This window comes from Bacillus sp. L_1B0_5 (assembly GCF_000836715.1).
GTDB lineage: Bacteria > Bacillota > Bacilli > Bacillales > Bacillaceae_G > Bacillus_A > Bacillus_A thuringiensis_S.
In genome coordinates, this window is sequence record NZ_JXIS01000062.1 from 45,435 (window position 1) to 59,900 (window position 14,466).

Consider the following 14,466-nt stretch of genomic DNA (forward strand, 5'->3'; position numbering starts at 1 on the left):
GAGGGACATATGAAAAAAATAGAAATTGATGTTAGTAGCAACAAACTTTTAATAGTGAAGGACGGAAATGTAACAGCAGTAAATCCACCAATGAGTGGATTCGGTGAGCAAGTTGCGGTTTGGGTAAACGGTAAAGTTGATCGTGTAGATACTAAGTTTACTGAAAAGATAAAATAATTTTTTACTAGAAAGTAGGTTCGCTTATGAGTGTAGCGAGAAACCATGAAGCGATGAAGGAATCACGGTTGAAGGTATACATCGCTTTAGAAGAAGCTAACTTCATTTGGGATGAAAGAGATGTAATTCGTTTTCGTGAAATGTGGAGTCAGGGCATGAGCTTGCCAAAGATGGCAAAAACGTTAAAAAGGCACCAAGCGGAAGTTGCACTCCTTGTAATAGATCAGGCTGATAAGTATTTAATTGAAAATCGTCCGTTAGGATTAGGAATTTGCTAAATAGGAAGGGGAAAATAAAATGAACGTTATGGAAAACGGTGTATATGAAACAACTAAATTAGTTAGTGAATCAAAGGAAGGACAAGCTGTAATGAATATCAATCATATTAGTGAATTAGATCAATATCAAGAAGCGGCATTACGTACATGGAATACAAATAACGATTTTGGTGGACGTGTTTTAAATGCAGCATTAGGTCTTACGGGAGAAGCTGGTGAGGTTGCTGATGTTGTAAAAAAAGCAATTTTTCATGGTCATGGATTTGATCCAGCTCATTGTCCAGGAGAAGAAGAAGGAAATACACATAAAATCGCTTTAGAGCTAGGGGACATCTTGTACTACATTTCAATCATGTCTCATGAAATGGGATATACCCTAGAAGATATTGCTCAAATGAATATATCTAAATTAGCAACGAGATACCCAGACGGATTTAGCCGAGAAGCTAGTCAAAATCGTGTAGATATGAAATGAAAATTGTAATAAAAAAGAGCCGTGAGTGGAAAGGCTCATAGCTCTTTTTTATAAGGGTAATGATTTTATATATAAATATTATCATATACTCCCAAAAAATTCAATGTCAGTCAATTAATTGGTGTGAAATTTGAAAATTTTAGTAAAATGATAATTTATAAATACAAGGGGACTTTTGTTTATATAAAAAGTTTTAAAATATTTTTTGATGTATTAATGGTTAGGAAAACATAAATCTGGAAATAAAACTTGATATTCCGAGTTTAACCGAAGATCGGTAGTTGAGGTTGTGAAGTGTATATAATTTTTTTCTAATTTATCTAGCGTTACCAGGTGATAAGTACCTAATCCATGCTGGATGCTATGTTTAGAAAGAGTAGGACCAATTTGTAATTTTCTATTTTTCATAGCTGTATTCCAGGGGCTGTAAAAGAATTTTAAAACGAAAGCGGGATTCATGTAAATCATAAATGGATGCGGTGACCAATGTCGTCCTGCCCAATAACTACCATGAAAATAATTGTGGACTAATCTACCGCCATAGTATGGGGCAGGTGGGTTAGGGGTGAGTATTTTCCCATGATAACGTTGTTTGACAAGGGGAATTCCGTATCTCGGATTGGTATAACCGTGAGTAGGATCATCTATCATCAGAATAGTCCTAATAGCGTACATGTTTTGCCCTAAAGTAGCAAGAGATGAGAAAAAGGCATGCTTATCAACACAGCAAAGAAATTCAGTGGTATTTAACACCATTTTCCATCCCGTAATTTCTTTTTCTATGTTCATTACCTCTTGATCAACTAATATGGCATCAAATTCTAATACTTCTGAATCGCGGATTTCCCAATGAGGTGCAAATAATTTGCAAATTTCAACTGAACGATCAGTAGACCCACGATTAATAAGAATGCCGTGATCAAATAATTTTGTGTGGTGCATTAACCACCAAGGGAGTAGATACTCTTCATTGTAGAAATGGGAAATTAAAGTTGCATTAATGATAAACCCTCCTTTTAGACAAGGATAAAATACATTTTGCTCTAATATAGTATGATGCTTATCCTTAAAAGCCTTAGTTAGAAATAAAATAGAAAAAAGGCACTATAAAATAGTGCCCACATTCAATTTGCAGGAGTATTATGAGGAAACTTAAGTAGGTGGCTTAAGTTTCTCTGTAATAATTATGAATCTATGATTATAAAAATGCCTATATTTTAGAGGGGAGTTAGGGAATATTTGTATACAGTGAAATCCTTTTTGAAAATATCTTTAACTAATTGAATAGTTTCGGAGTCATAAAAACTTTCATATGTTGGGAGTCGTGGGAATAGAGGGTCAGTAATATCAGCATCTGCATAGTTACCTTTAAAAATGGTGATCCCACTTTGATGATGCCATGACTTAGTTAATATATCTAATGGGGACTTCTTTAAGTCGTATATATTCTCTAAATTTGAGATTTCAGAAGAGAAATTTTCAAGGTGAATATAGTTTGTAACAAACTTTTCTTCATCTTGGACATATTGTTGCACATAGTGGGGGTTCACATCATCTAAATTATTCATATGTGCTTTTAAGTAATATAAAAAAAGTTTAAAGGAGATTTTTTTATTACAGTTTTTATCATGATATAAAAACTGTCTAATTGGCTGCCATTCGGGATGTTCAATATTTGGTGGAGGAATTAGTGAGAGAAATGAACTTACTGCCCTTTTATAGGGATTTCTTACAAGTTTATATGTCGGTTTTTCATTTGTGGATAATGCATTAGCAAGTCCAGTAAAGTAGTATACTGAATTTTTGTAAATGTCAAACTCATAATTATGGATGAATGGGTTATATTTAATAGCTTCCTTAAACAAGTTGATTTGATAAAAAAACCAATGAGCAAGTGATGTACATCCACTTTTTTGACTCCAAAATAATATTATAGGGAATTCTTGATGAAAATGGGGTCCTCGGGCGTATTTCATAATGAAGTCATAAATATTTGAGTTAGTCATATGTTACCTCCCATCATATTCTAGAAATCTCATCTTTGTATATGGTATGGAGAAAATTCTATATATATGATAAAAGGCTTGCAGGGCTATCAATTACTTTATAAAAGCGTTATTTTATAGAAATGTGAAAAGAGCACACAGAAAATGTGTACTCATAACAATCTATATTATTTTTAGGACCATAATATATCATCAAGGGCTTTATAAATATAACTGTACATACGGTAAAAGTGATACTTTGGATTGTATTTTTGTTTCCAGTTCATAATAATCACCTCTCATACAAATAGTTTAATTATATTATACAGTTGTTAATTCGAATGTTAAGAAAACTTAATGTAAATTAAGGTAATTTTAAATAAAATAGTTATTTTATAACCAAAAATAAAAGAACCCGTTTGTTATAAACGGATTCTTCACACAAGGTCTGCAAGAAATTCAAGGTGACTGGACGAGAGTACTCTATGGAACTCCTTGCAATAATAATGTATTCAAAGGAATCAAAAAGGTTAATGGAAATTAAACAAAATTCTTATTTGAATCGAAAAGAGCACCATTAGGGCGTATGGCACTCTTTGACCAAGAACTATATTGTGTATTTTTTTATAGTCCGTATAAGTATATGGAAGTTGAAAATGAAGAGTGAATACATTTGAAACAAAATTCTTATTGTATGAGCAAAAATAAAAGAACCTGTTTGTTATAAACGGATCCTTCCCACAAGGTGTGCAAGAAATTCAAGGTAACTGGACCAGAGCACTTATTGAATTTCTTGTGATAATACTGCATGCAAAGGAATTAATAAAGTTAAAGAAATTTAAACAAAATCCTTATTGTAAAGAAAAGAGATAGGATTCACAACCCCATCTCTTCCAACAGAGATAATTCCAGTTTTGCTTCTTCGCAATTTGGATTGATGCAGTAATGGATAAACGAATGTTCATCGTGTTGTATGAGAGGTTGATCACAAGATATACATGTATACGGTGAGAGCATTTTATATACCTCCTTACAGAATATGGATTAATTGTAGCGCAGTTTTAGTTGGTTAAGGAGTAAAACAAAATCGTTATTTAAATAAAAGAAACCCCGATTGTCTGCGGGGTTTCTAAGGGTAATCGTCAAGTAATGACGTACTCGAATAAACAACCATATCATGAATTTTTTGGTAAAAATACTGGTAAATGCGTCCAAATGGGGAAGGGCATCATTTTGAACAAAAACGCTATTTTATAACAAAGGGGAATAGGAAATGAAAATGTTAGATCTATGTTCGGGAATTGCAGGAATAAGCATGGCAGCGGATTGGGCTGGAATTGATACAGCAGCCTTTTGCGAAATAGAAGAGTTCAATCAAAAAGTACTTAGAAAGAACTATCCTAACATTCCTATTTTCCCGGATTTATATAAACTTACGAAACAATCATTACTAGATGGAGGTGTTGACGTTGATTCAATTGGAGTTATTTCCGAAGGATATCCCTGTCAGGGAGAAAGTATGGCAGGAAAGAGAAAAGGTGCAGAAGACGAAAGATGGTTATGGCCAGAAGTCTTCCGACTCATTAGAGAAATTGGACCCACTTGGTTTGTTGGAGAAAATGTTGCTGGACACGTCCCAATGGGCTTGGACACCGTGCTCTCTGACTTGGAAGAAGAAAACTACTCGACAAGGACGTTCGTATTACCGGCTGTCAGTGTCGGCGCGCCACATCAAAGATACCGGACATTTATTATTGGCCACTCCAACCACAAGTCAAAATTACAAGCCGATCCGAGAGTTGTGCCCTTCAGAAGCAAACGGCAGCCACGGGAAAACACTACCGGGATCGATCGGGGAACACTTTCCAGAACATATTGGGAAGGAAATCAACCCGCAATTTGTGGAATGGATGATGGGACTGCCACAAGATTGGACGAAGATAGATTGAGATTCTTAGGTAACGCAGTCGTACCTCAGCAGATCTATCCGATATTTGAAGCGATAGCAAAGATTGAAGGTTTATTATAAAAATTTCATTTTATGAAAAGGAAAATTGAATGTGAATCCTATAAAATAGTGCCCGCATTTATGGTGAATAAATAAAAGAATCCGTTTGTTATAAACGGATTCTTCCCACAAGGTGTGCAAGAAATTCAAGGTAACTGGACCAGAGCTACCTGTGGAATCCCTTGTGATTATACTGTATGCAAAGGAATTATAAAGGTGCATGAGAACAATAACAAATCCTTATTTCACAACAAATAAAAAGAAATCCTAGGGAACTAGGACCACAATTGAAGTATCATCTTTAAAGTGAAAGTAAAAAGAATGATATGAGGTTATTTAGACATAAAAAAAGAGCACATATATTGTGCTCTTAAACAAGAAAGGTAGATCCCTATGAGTGGAGAGTCTCCATACAATACTATATGCTTGTCCAATTAAAAGGTGAAAAGTATTTTTTGAAACTAGTAATAAATGAAAAGAGCGTCTTGGGAGAAAGACGCTCTATAGGTGAATTTACTGTAGAGAGTGTTTCGGTTTAGTATATGCAATTTATTTAGGAAATGTTTTTAATAAAAGTACTATTTAATAGAAAACATTTAACAGGACCCAATTAGGGGGACGGGTCCTGTTAATGGAACGATAGATCTTTATGGGATTACCAATATATTACCATAAAAGGTAATTCATTTCCATGTTCTAGGTGTTGAGAAAGCTTTTTGTAAATGCTTTATTTTACACAACAAAGCAGCTAGCGAAGTAGCTAACTGCTCAGTTGTACAATTTTAGAAGTTTCACTGGATACAGATATATGTTGTAACCAATAGTTACACCTATAGTTTAAACAGAATTCGAAAAAATATGCAGGAAAGAAAACTAAATTAAAACTTCATTCAGCACAACAAAGTAATTAACTAACTGGTTGTTGTATAAAAAAAATTACGCTTATAAGTAAAAATTGGCAGGTAATTGACTAAGTTACCTGCCACAGTCTGGAGGATAGTACTCCATTTTTAAAGAGTGTAGCTGTTGGAAGCTGACTTGCCGATAGTATGTGTAATGAAAAAAAGATTATTCGTAATATAAATAGAAAAAGAGCGCATTTTTATATGCACTCTTAGTAAGGCAGGTGAATGTCTCATGAGATATAAAAATCTGTAGATTGTAATCAGATTTTCACGAGTAAATTTTTAATATTGTATGCTTTTCTTGGAGTTATGGAGCCTGTCATTAAAGGAAAGAGGCAAAGTGCAATTTTAATACAAGCGAAAAAGAGCACACATAAAAGCATGCTCTTCGATAAGAAAGGTAGAACTCTATGAGCGGAGAGTCTACATAAAATAGTGTATGAGTGTTTCTTTTAAATGTGCAGAAAAAATCAATAAAATGTCAACGGAAAATCAACAAAAACTCCATATTAGTAAACAAATTAGAAAGGACCTGCTGTGGGAGAACAGGTCCTTTACAAAAATGCCTATGAGGAAAATCAATGTCACCAATATAGTATCAATAAAAGAGAAATTATTCCAGGTGATAAGTATTGAGAAATAAAAAATATTTGGCGCAACAAAGTGGTCAACTTTATTAGCTAACCACGTGTCACACAAAAGAAAATTAGGCCCTACAAGTAATAGCTGTGTAACTTAGAGTTACAGTTATAGTATAAGCGAAGTTGGAAATGTTATACGAAAGTTATTTTGGTAAAAATATTATTTTATAGAAATAAGAAAATTAAAAAAGAGCACCATGCATCAGTGCTCTTTAAGATCGGAGGTAACTCTTTAAGCGGAACGTCTAGGTTAGAAATATATGATGTGAAAAGGAAATAAGAACAATATTTTATTTTAAATTTAATACAAAAGAGCAGCTAGCAAAAGCTAACTACTCTCCTAAAGAAAATTTAAGAAGGAAGTTCAAAGATTAAGTGTATTTATAATATGGACAAGTTTTGAGAATTTATTCAAGAGGGAGGACTTTTATGATGAAAAATACATTAGGTGATAATAACCACTTCTTTTATAAAAATATAATTTTATTAGTAGAAATTTTTAAAAGGGCCTGTTGCGAGGGTAGGCCCTTTTGAGAAAAAATTAATAGTAAAGTTTACGTTGAGGTCACTTATATAATACAAAATGAAACTTATTAATTCTATACGTTGAATGTTGAGAAAGAATTTTATGGGAAAAGGAGCAGCTAGCAAAAGCTACCTGCTCAATACAGAGAAGAGAGACTGGGACGGATTAAAAGAGTTCTGGCGTATAGCCTGTGTATAGTATTTGTTTAATATTTAGAAATATTCGGTTGTATCAAAATAAAAAAGAGCACCTTCGAACAGTGCTCTTTCTCGGAGTATATAGTCAAATGAGCCCAAAAATGAAGGTGTATAAAAATGTTCAATACAAAGTATGTAGTACTATATAAAATCGTGCTAAAAAAAAGAGCAGTTAACTTTTTACTAGCTGCTCCACTTAGATATGCATCTCTGGATATAATTACAGTATGAAAGAAATATTGATTTTTATTCAGGGAAGAAAAAGAAAATGAATAAATTTAGGCTGTTCCAACTTGATTTTGGTCTGCAACATCAGCATCAAATGTGTTTGTCGCGCTAACACCGTTAAACGTATTCACGACAAATCCAACATTAGAAGAGCCAGAACCGTTATAAGCTTTCGTATTTTCTTTCGGTGATACGTTGTAAAAATCCCCTAAATTGAAAGCGCCATTACTGTTTTGAACGACGAGATTTCCAACAATAGAAGGCATAGTACGCACCTGCTTTTCTAGAAAGTATTTAAATTAGCATATGGTGTATTCGTCTAGAGGTTCATTTGGATTTAAGATTTCGAAGTTATTACTTGGAACGGTCTTAATGAAATAATCCTTTTGTGAGGTAATAAAATTATAAAATAGGTACAATTCACGTTTCGATTATTTTTGAATGTAATGGGGTATCAAAAGGAGTAAAACGCTCAAAAATGGAAATGAGAGATGTTTGTATGAAAGGGATGAGGAAAATGGCAAATGAAAAGAAAAAGAAAGTAAGAAAAGCTATTGCTCGCCGTGCGACAGCTGTTGAGAAACACCAAGTTAACAAAGCTTGGAGAAATATCTTTGTTCAGGCTGGCATCATTAAATAAACGAAAAATAAATATCGTCCGGCTAGAAAACTAGAGGACACCAATTCATTAAAGCAGCCATTAAAGCTGTTTTAGGAATAGGTGTCCTCTTTATTTTGAAAAAGGAGATGGGGAAATGAAGGTGTTAAAGGATCAGCTACGTGAGTGGAAAAAGCAATCAAAACCAGCAAAGAAGAAAAACAAGAGAAAAAGAAAAGAGAAATTTAGGACTCGTGAAATTGAGGATTTAATGGGGATGCATAGACCTTGTTATGAACGAAGACGTGGAGCAATAAGACAAAAGTAATCTAAAAATAAAAAGGAGTGGTCTTACATGATTAAACAATTATCTTTCTTACCAAAAATCGATAGAACAGCGACACAAGAGGAATTAGAAGGTGTGTTGGAAAGTGTACGTATACATAGGCAATTTGGGATGATGCGTAAGGAAATGAAAGTCACTCCTTCTTATAAAATGCGTGAGCACGGTCCTACACATACTGTTGGTAAGCCATTAGAAGATGTTGCTACAGCAAATATTCAACAAAGTAAACGAGAAGAGTGGCTTGAAAGAATGTCAGTACGTATTGATCAGTTTTTGAATCGATTAGGAAACGGACGCGCAGGAAGTATTCAGAGAGATATTATTTATAAACGGTATTTAGAAGAAGAGGACGTATGTGATTATATGGTTTATAACGAAATAGGAATGTCGGAGCGCACTTATCGACGTTGGAAGTCTAAAGCATTTTATAAACTTGCTTTTGCGCTTGGATTAGAAGTTTACGAGGCAGAAGAAACTGGAGGTAATGAATAATGAATTTCGTTCAGCCAATACGTGATCTAGATCAAATACAGCAGCTTAAAGAGTATTTGAGGGGAAAGAGCCAACGTAATTATATTTTGTTTGTAATAGGAATCAATACTGGGTTACGTATTAGTGATATTTTGAAACTGAAGATTGGAGATTTAAAGGGAAGCCACATTTCTATGCGTGAAATGAAGACAGGTAAGCAGAAACGTATTCAGATTACTGCAGCATTAAGAAGAGAATTAAAGTGGTACATTGAAAATATGAAAGACCATGAGTATCTAATTAAGAGCAGGCAAGGAAATAATCGACCAATAGGAAGAAGTATGGCGTATAAAATACTTAGCAGTACAGCGGCTGAGTTTGGTTTAGATGAGATTGGAACACATACACTACGTAAGACATTCGGATATCATATGTACATGCAGACTAAGAATATAGCTTTGTTAATGGAGATATTCAATCATTCAAGTGAACGAGTAACTTTAAGATATATTGGCGTAAATCAAGATGCAATGGATAAAGCAATGACTAGGTTTAAAATCTAATTATTGTTTTTTGTTTATAGTCATGCACATGTATCTTCTAAAAGATACATGTGCATGACTATTTAAATAGTAAGTGAGTGGTGTTGGGAGTTCAAAAAATGTAATATCTATCATTGTAAAATTTGCAATTTTGAAGAGGTTCTTTCTAAAAAATAAGATTAAATTAATGTGTTTTTGATGTAGGTAAGATATATTTAATAATGACCTAATTAAGGCTAGCCTGATAGTTCGTCGTATAAATAGGAGGAGAATAAAATGAAAATCAACTTACCACATGCTGAATTAACTGCCTTACCTTGCCTAAACATATCTCTAAATGAAATTACAAATATAAATCTATTCGATAATAATTTCACAAAAATCCCAACAGAGATCTATGAAATGAAGAGTCTAGAGGTGTTAAATATTTCTGCTAATGGGATTAGGGAAATTCCTGGTAGTATAAAAAAATTAAAAGAACTTAGAATGGTGGACTTAGGACATAATCAGATTGAAACGATTCCATCAGAAATAGAACACCTTGTAAATCTAGAAGATTATTTATATCTTCACAATAATAAACTTGAAACAGTTCCACCAGAAATTAAGAGTCTTAAAAAAATAAAATATTTAAATCTGAGTGATAATAAATTGACGGAATTACCAAAAGAAATTGGTGGATTAACTAACCTGATAGAGTTACGAATAATGAATAACCAACTTCAAAAGATACCTGAGAGCTTTAGCATGTTAACTAATATTAGAGAACTTCACCTGAAAAATAATCAATTTAGTACTCTACCTGAAGTGTTTGGAGAGTTAGCATTATTAAGAGTTTTGGATTTGGAAGATAATAATTTAAAAAAAGTTCCTAATGCACTCAACAAATGTAAGAAATTACGACGTTTGAACTTGAGGAATAATCAATTGACTACGTTGCCAAATGGAATAGGAGAACTAGCGAATTTATTAGAATTAGATTTAAGAAGTAATAAACTGAAAGAATTACCGGATTCATTATTGGAAATAGAAGGATTAGAGCGTTTAGATTTAAGATGGAATCATGAGTTAAGAATACCTGGCTGGCTAGGAGAGTTAGAAGAAAAAGGCTGTATTGTTTATTTGTAGATTAATTTTTACTAATATATTTATGCGTTAGTTAAAACAAGGAATAAAAAGGTGATTTCTTATAGGATAATATAAGAGGATTATATTTTGATACAGAAAAGTTTTGAGAGTATAATTACTATCATTGTCTATTTTTTGTTTGTTTTGTTTATGATGATTATGAAGGTTTGCATTTATAAAAAGGACACCCATTTAAGGTGTTCTTTTTTAGTTGCTAATGAGATTTAAAGTAGTAGACAAGAGGAATGAAAGGGATATTAATTTATAATTACTCATTATTATTGTATTGTGTAACTCAAAAGTGGAAGGGCTATGAAGCTATGAATATCAAGGGCTATAGCATTTGACTTAGTTACACAAAATATAAGATATGGGTAACTGATAAAATATACTACGTTATTATGATAAAATTAATAAGGGATGTAAAATATAAATACAGAACACTATTAGTTATATGTGTTTAAGAGATAGGAGAGAATTTTACGATGCGTGCTGTAACTGGTAATCATATAATTTTTAACGAGTGTATTGAGGCGTTTCGTCCGGAAAAATTACCTATAAAAATTGAAGAAAAACAACTGGTGGGTTATTTACTATTAGATTTTAGATTAAACCAAGAATTAGATTTCGAACATTTTACAATTAAACCATCAATAGAAGTTTATCATAAGGGGGCGTATTCTAGCTTTGTAGCACCTGTAGTTTTAAAAAGAACTCACGAATTTTATTCACCTCATTTGTTCATCACTGCTCTTAGTGCTATCACTTCATTTATATTTGGAAGACCTGTAAAAGCTCCTCGCGATGGATATTTAATAGGAGAAAAGGAGCTAGATGAGAATTCACTATATGAAATAGCTATACAGTATCCAATTTTAACAGCAGGGCCAGGGTGTCATAGTACGAGAATACATAAAGATGAATTAAGTGAATTATATAATGAACTTAAGAAAGTAATAGCATTTCTATATGATGCTCCATTCGAAGTTTATAAAAAATTTATGCGGTCTATTAGATTAGTTCATTTAGCGTTTTTGAATCAAAGAGAGGATTTTGCTTTAGGGTATTACCTATTAGTTTCTGCAATAGAGCCATTTCTAGAAAAAGCAATTAAGGATAAAGAGGTAATATCTAAGCATCCATTAGTTGAAGAGTGGAAAAGTATTGCAGAAACTAATGAAAGTGTTAAAGAATTATTTGAAGAGTATAGAAGGGCATCTTCAATGAATAAATATATAAGAAAACGTTTTGTAGAATTTATTATGAAATACTGTCCGCCTAGTCAGTGGGACAAATTAAAGCATCCATTTGAAGAAATATCTTTACAGGGTGCTGAGCTAACTGGAGAAAAAAATGATTGGATAACTAAGAAACAATGGAATGAAATTTATCCAGAAGATCTTACCGAGGAAGAAATAAGGGATATTTTATCAGATGCATATAAACATAGGTCACAATTTACTCATCAAGGGAAAAATCCTCCTCACAAAAATCCTAATAGTTTCAATCGCTTTTTTGAAAAGGAGATAATTATCAAAGAGGATATCCCTTTTGATAGATATGAATTAATTTTACCTAATTTTCGACTAATGGGCTTTATAGTTAAAAATTCAATTTTGAATTATCTTTATAAACAATCCAACTAAATAATATTTGAAATAAGTGGCAGAGTCATGACCGCTTTTTGGCAGTAAATGTGCCGGTTGTTTTGGAATCAACGTGATATATTTGTATTGTGAGTAGTGGCGGAAAACACAACTCATAATGTTCCTTTATAATTTATATGTTGTCTAAACGGTTTCATAATGATGGCACATAAAATCCGAAACCAGCAGATGGTAACGATTGAAGGATACCGTTATTAAGGAGAGCTTCCGCTCTTCTTCCAGTTACTTCATATTTTCCGAACTGATGAATGTAACAGCATTAAGTAGTTGGAAGAAGAATGAAACCTCATTTACCGTATTTATAGTAATAGCATAAGAAATTGAACAAAAAAGCAACTAAGATTAGTTGCTCTTTTGTTCTTTAATTCTCTGTTTATAAATTATATGTGGAATTATTTCACTATTAACGGTAGGGTCATTATTTGCAGCATACTGATGAAAATCTTTTTGCACCTGTATAATTTCTTCATTACTTTTATTTTTTAATACCATTTGACTTATTTTATATTTTACAAGTCCAATAGCGGCTTCATTTAAGTGATGAGAGTTTATGAAGATAGGTAAGTAACTTTCTGGTTCTGGTATACAGTCTTGAACTTCAAATTCATTATTAAAATGATTATATACCGTATATAGAGGTCTTGCGTTTGTACAATCACCAAACACCATACAATAGCTGTGTTCAAATTGGCTAGCTTGTTCATTGATTAAATTTTTAACGTAATCTTTTTCTGCGTTTACGCCCTTGAAATGCTCAAAAAGTACTCGTGCAACAGTTTCAGAACCACCAACAGCAATAAAGAAATTATCAGTAGCATAGAATTTTTGAAAACCCGTTCCGACTATGTTTCCGTCAATCCCGGTTTTTTGCCCGTCAGAAATAATGGAAACAATGTCTTTGGTTTCGACAATGGTTATTAAACTCATATTATATAGCTCCTTCCATGTTTGTATACTATTATAGCAAAAAAAATAGATGTTTCGATATTAAAGCATCCCTTAGGGAGTGCTTTTTATTATATAAAATTTACATAGGTGGTGTAGAGATGACTCTAACGTTGCATAATGGAGATTTAAATAAATTGGCAAGAGATACTTCTCAGGACAGTATCAATTTTATGGTGGGTGAACAAAAGATTATATCTTTGGAAAGCACTGGAGATATCTATGTTAAAGGTAAGCTTGTTGAAAACGATAAAGAAGTTGTAGATGGTATGAGAGAGTTATTAATGTTATCTAGGTAAAGAAAAGCGCAAACGTGTTGCATTTGAAAAGGATGGTGTTAAGTAAATGATTACTGAAATTAGAAAAACAATATCAGGTACAGAGTATTGGGATAATGAAAAGAAGAAGAGTCTATTTGTTCAGAATGGTGAAGAACCAGGATTCGAAGTAAATGTTAATCCTGAGAGTATGATCATTAAGCATGTTGACAATAAAATAGTTGATGTAGAAGTAATTGATACAAAGACTGGAATTAACCTGGATAATATGAACGCTGAACAGTTACTATCCTTTGCTAAAGATAATGGCATCGATGTACCAGGCAAGTTAAAGAAAGAAGAATCCATTCGTAACTATGTCGTTGAGCAATTAACGAATGATACTAAATGAAATACTGTGACTTTAACGGCTGCCGTAACAAAATAAACAAAGGACGTTACTGTGAAGAACATAAGCGTAATAAACCAAGGAAGAAGAAAGATAAAAAGAACATCTATCATCACGATAACAAATCTTTTTATAACTCAGATCCATGGAGGTATGTTAGATCAAAGGTATATGAAAGAGAGAAAGGGTGTTGTCAACGATGTGGACAGTTCGTCTTTGGGAGGCGTGCTCATGTTCATCACGTAATACCAATTAAAGAAGATTCAACTCTTAAATTAGAAGAGAATAATTTAAAGTTACTTTGTCCAATATGCCACATAATTGAAGAGAATGAAGATAAACAGGAAAAAGTATTTCCAAGTTATTTTGAAAGCCCCCCTATCAAAAAATAAAATTTACCCTCTGGGGAGGATAGGTAGCGTAGGGGGCATATCAATAGTTGCACTATTTTAAAAAAATGAAGGGGGTGTGAAAATGGCTCGAATGTCAAAGAAGAAAAAGTTGGAAATGCTAGATGTTGCAAGGGATGAAGAACGAAATAGAATCATAAAATTATTGACTGAAGATGACAATTTCACACCTTCCTTAGAACCATTAATTGATAATTATTTAGATGCTTTTATTATTTATAAAACGATGTTTGAAGAATGGAAAGCCGATGGTTTTGCTCCTACAAAAACGCA

The 14,466-nt window shown here is 32.8% G+C and carries 17 protein-coding genes and 1 pseudogene; 14 read left to right on the plus strand and 4 right to left on the minus strand.

Features of this window, described 5'->3' with window-relative positions:
* The first annotated feature begins 9 nt into the window (after positions 1 to 9).
* The 3 genes from RT27_RS33790 to RT27_RS20295 are packed head-to-tail and all read left to right on the plus strand — an operon-like array spanning position 10 to position 930.
* The gene (locus RT27_RS33790) at positions 10 to 177 is read left to right on the plus strand and encodes a DUF3954 domain-containing protein (protein WP_000717826.1); all 168 of its coding nucleotides are present in this window, start codon (positions 10 to 12) and stop codon (positions 175 to 177) included.
* A 26-nt stretch (positions 178 to 203) separates the two neighbouring features.
* Positions 204 to 455, plus strand: coding sequence for a hypothetical protein (locus RT27_RS20290; protein WP_025709558.1), 252 nt, complete (start codon positions 204 to 206; stop codon positions 453 to 455).
* A 19-nt stretch (positions 456 to 474) separates the two neighbouring features.
* On the plus strand, positions 475 to 930 hold the full coding sequence (locus tag RT27_RS20295) for a nucleoside triphosphate pyrophosphohydrolase family protein (RefSeq protein WP_001102014.1): 456 nt from the start codon (positions 475 to 477) through the stop codon (positions 928 to 930).
* Between the two features lie 213 nt (positions 931 to 1,143).
* Here the strand turns inward: RT27_RS20295 and RT27_RS20300 are convergent, their stop codons facing one another.
* Both RT27_RS20300 and RT27_RS20305 read right to left on the minus strand, forming a co-directional pair.
* Positions 1,144 to 1,872: a hypothetical protein gene (locus RT27_RS20300; RefSeq protein WP_043937222.1), complete on the minus strand. Its 729-nt coding sequence runs from the start codon at positions 1,870 to 1,872 to the stop codon at positions 1,144 to 1,146.
* A 275-nt stretch (positions 1,873 to 2,147) separates the two neighbouring features.
* Positions 2,148 to 2,936: a sulfotransferase family 2 domain-containing protein gene (locus tag RT27_RS20305; protein WP_043937224.1), complete on the minus strand. Its 789-nt coding sequence runs from the start codon at positions 2,934 to 2,936 to the stop codon at positions 2,148 to 2,150.
* Between the two features lie 1,252 nt (positions 2,937 to 4,188).
* On the opposite strand from RT27_RS20305, the gene RT27_RS20310 reads away from it, so the two are divergent.
* Positions 4,189 to 4,944, plus strand: a complete 756-nt coding sequence (locus RT27_RS20310) for a DNA cytosine methyltransferase (RefSeq protein WP_043937226.1) — start codon at positions 4,189 to 4,191, stop codon at positions 4,942 to 4,944.
* Positions 4,945 to 7,470: 2,526 nt separating this feature from the next.
* Here RT27_RS20310 and RT27_RS20320 read toward each other — a convergent pair.
* The gene (locus RT27_RS20320) at positions 7,471 to 7,686 is read right to left on the minus strand and encodes a spore germination protein (RefSeq protein WP_016081485.1); all 216 of its coding nucleotides are present in this window, start codon (positions 7,684 to 7,686) and stop codon (positions 7,471 to 7,473) included.
* 251 nt (positions 7,687 to 7,937) lie between these two features.
* Between RT27_RS20320 and RT27_RS33795 the strand changes: the two genes are divergently transcribed.
* The 6 genes from RT27_RS33795 (at position 7,938) to RT27_RS20345 (ending at position 12,151) form a co-directional block, all read left to right on the plus strand.
* On the plus strand, positions 7,938 to 8,060 hold the full coding sequence (locus RT27_RS33795) for a DUF3983 domain-containing protein (protein ID WP_081367280.1): 123 nt from the start codon (positions 7,938 to 7,940) through the stop codon (positions 8,058 to 8,060).
* A 115-nt stretch (positions 8,061 to 8,175) separates the two neighbouring features.
* Entirely contained in the window at positions 8,176 to 8,346 is a 171-nt protein-coding gene (locus RT27_RS35305; protein ID WP_043937230.1) for a hypothetical protein, read from the plus strand.
* 27 nt (positions 8,347 to 8,373) lie between these two features.
* Complete coding sequence (locus tag RT27_RS20330) at positions 8,374 to 8,856, plus strand: ArpU family phage packaging/lysis transcriptional regulator (protein ID WP_043937232.1); 483 nt, start codon at positions 8,374 to 8,376, stop codon at positions 8,854 to 8,856.
* On the plus strand, positions 8,856 to 9,398 hold the full coding sequence (locus tag RT27_RS20335; RefSeq protein ID WP_043937234.1) for a site-specific integrase: 543 nt from the start codon (positions 8,856 to 8,858) through the stop codon (positions 9,396 to 9,398). Before RT27_RS20330 ends, RT27_RS20335 begins: the two co-directional genes overlap by 1 nt.
* Before the next feature lie 255 nt (positions 9,399 to 9,653).
* The gene (locus RT27_RS20340) at positions 9,654 to 10,505 is read left to right on the plus strand and encodes a leucine-rich repeat domain-containing protein (RefSeq protein WP_043937236.1); all 852 of its coding nucleotides are present in this window, start codon (positions 9,654 to 9,656) and stop codon (positions 10,503 to 10,505) included.
* 485 nt (positions 10,506 to 10,990) lie between these two features.
* The gene (locus tag RT27_RS20345; RefSeq protein WP_043937238.1) at positions 10,991 to 12,151 is read left to right on the plus strand and encodes a hypothetical protein; all 1,161 of its coding nucleotides are present in this window, start codon (positions 10,991 to 10,993) and stop codon (positions 12,149 to 12,151) included.
* A 363-nt stretch (positions 12,152 to 12,514) separates the two neighbouring features.
* Here the strand turns inward: RT27_RS20345 and RT27_RS20350 are convergent, their stop codons facing one another.
* Positions 12,515 to 13,099, minus strand: coding sequence for a hypothetical protein (locus tag RT27_RS20350; protein WP_043937240.1), 585 nt, complete (start codon positions 13,097 to 13,099; stop codon positions 12,515 to 12,517).
* 119 nt (positions 13,100 to 13,218) lie between these two features.
* Between RT27_RS20350 and RT27_RS20355 the strand changes: the two genes are divergently transcribed.
* From RT27_RS20355 to RT27_RS20370, 4 genes and pseudogenes are all read left to right on the plus strand, one after another.
* Positions 13,219 to 13,416, plus strand: a complete 198-nt coding sequence (locus RT27_RS20355) for a hypothetical protein (protein ID WP_043937242.1) — start codon at positions 13,219 to 13,221, stop codon at positions 13,414 to 13,416.
* Positions 13,417 to 13,462: 46 nt separating this feature from the next.
* Positions 13,463 to 13,786 (plus strand): hypothetical protein, encoded by a 324-nt coding sequence (locus RT27_RS20360; RefSeq protein WP_043937243.1) that lies wholly within the window; start codon positions 13,463 to 13,465, stop codon positions 13,784 to 13,786.
* Entirely contained in the window at positions 13,783 to 14,175 is a 393-nt protein-coding gene (locus RT27_RS20365) for an HNH endonuclease signature motif containing protein (RefSeq protein ID WP_043937244.1), read from the plus strand. The genes RT27_RS20360 and RT27_RS20365 overlap by 4 nt, the downstream gene beginning before the upstream one ends.
* Positions 14,176 to 14,257: 82 nt before the next feature.
* Positions 14,258 to 14,466: pseudogene (locus RT27_RS20370) on the plus strand (terminase small subunit); the annotation flags it as partial.

Coding starts and splice junctions, on each gene's coding strand:
- RT27_RS33790 (WP_000717826.1), top strand. CDS start 10: ATGAAAAAAATAGAAATTGATGTTAGTAGCAACAAACTTTTAATAGTG.
- RT27_RS20290 (WP_025709558.1), top strand. CDS start 204: ATGAGTGTAGCGAGAAACCATGAAGCGATGAAGGAATCACGGTTGAAG.
- RT27_RS20295 (WP_001102014.1), top strand. CDS start 475: ATGAACGTTATGGAAAACGGTGTATATGAAACAACTAAATTAGTTAGT.
- RT27_RS20300 (WP_043937222.1), bottom strand. CDS start 1,872: ATGCACCACACAAAATTATTTGATCACGGCATTCTTATTAATCGTGGG.
- RT27_RS20305 (WP_043937224.1), bottom strand. CDS start 2,936: ATGACTAACTCAAATATTTATGACTTCATTATGAAATACGCCCGAGGA.
- RT27_RS20310 (WP_043937226.1), top strand. CDS start 4,189: ATGAAAATGTTAGATCTATGTTCGGGAATTGCAGGAATAAGCATGGCA.
- RT27_RS20320 (WP_016081485.1), bottom strand. CDS start 7,686: ATGCCTTCTATTGTTGGAAATCTCGTCGTTCAAAACAGTAATGGCGCT.
- RT27_RS33795 (WP_081367280.1), top strand. CDS start 7,938: ATGGCAAATGAAAAGAAAAAGAAAGTAAGAAAAGCTATTGCTCGCCGT.
- RT27_RS35305 (WP_043937230.1), top strand. CDS start 8,176: ATGAAGGTGTTAAAGGATCAGCTACGTGAGTGGAAAAAGCAATCAAAA.
- RT27_RS20330 (WP_043937232.1), top strand. CDS start 8,374: ATGATTAAACAATTATCTTTCTTACCAAAAATCGATAGAACAGCGACA.
- RT27_RS20335 (WP_043937234.1), top strand. CDS start 8,856: ATGAATTTCGTTCAGCCAATACGTGATCTAGATCAAATACAGCAGCTT.
- RT27_RS20340 (WP_043937236.1), top strand. CDS start 9,654: ATGAAAATCAACTTACCACATGCTGAATTAACTGCCTTACCTTGCCTA.
- RT27_RS20345 (WP_043937238.1), top strand. CDS start 10,991: ATGCGTGCTGTAACTGGTAATCATATAATTTTTAACGAGTGTATTGAG.
- RT27_RS20350 (WP_043937240.1), bottom strand. CDS start 13,099: ATGAGTTTAATAACCATTGTCGAAACCAAAGACATTGTTTCCATTATT.
- RT27_RS20355 (WP_043937242.1), top strand. CDS start 13,219: ATGACTCTAACGTTGCATAATGGAGATTTAAATAAATTGGCAAGAGAT.
- RT27_RS20360 (WP_043937243.1), top strand. CDS start 13,463: ATGATTACTGAAATTAGAAAAACAATATCAGGTACAGAGTATTGGGAT.
- RT27_RS20365 (WP_043937244.1), top strand. CDS start 13,783: ATGAAATACTGTGACTTTAACGGCTGCCGTAACAAAATAAACAAAGGA.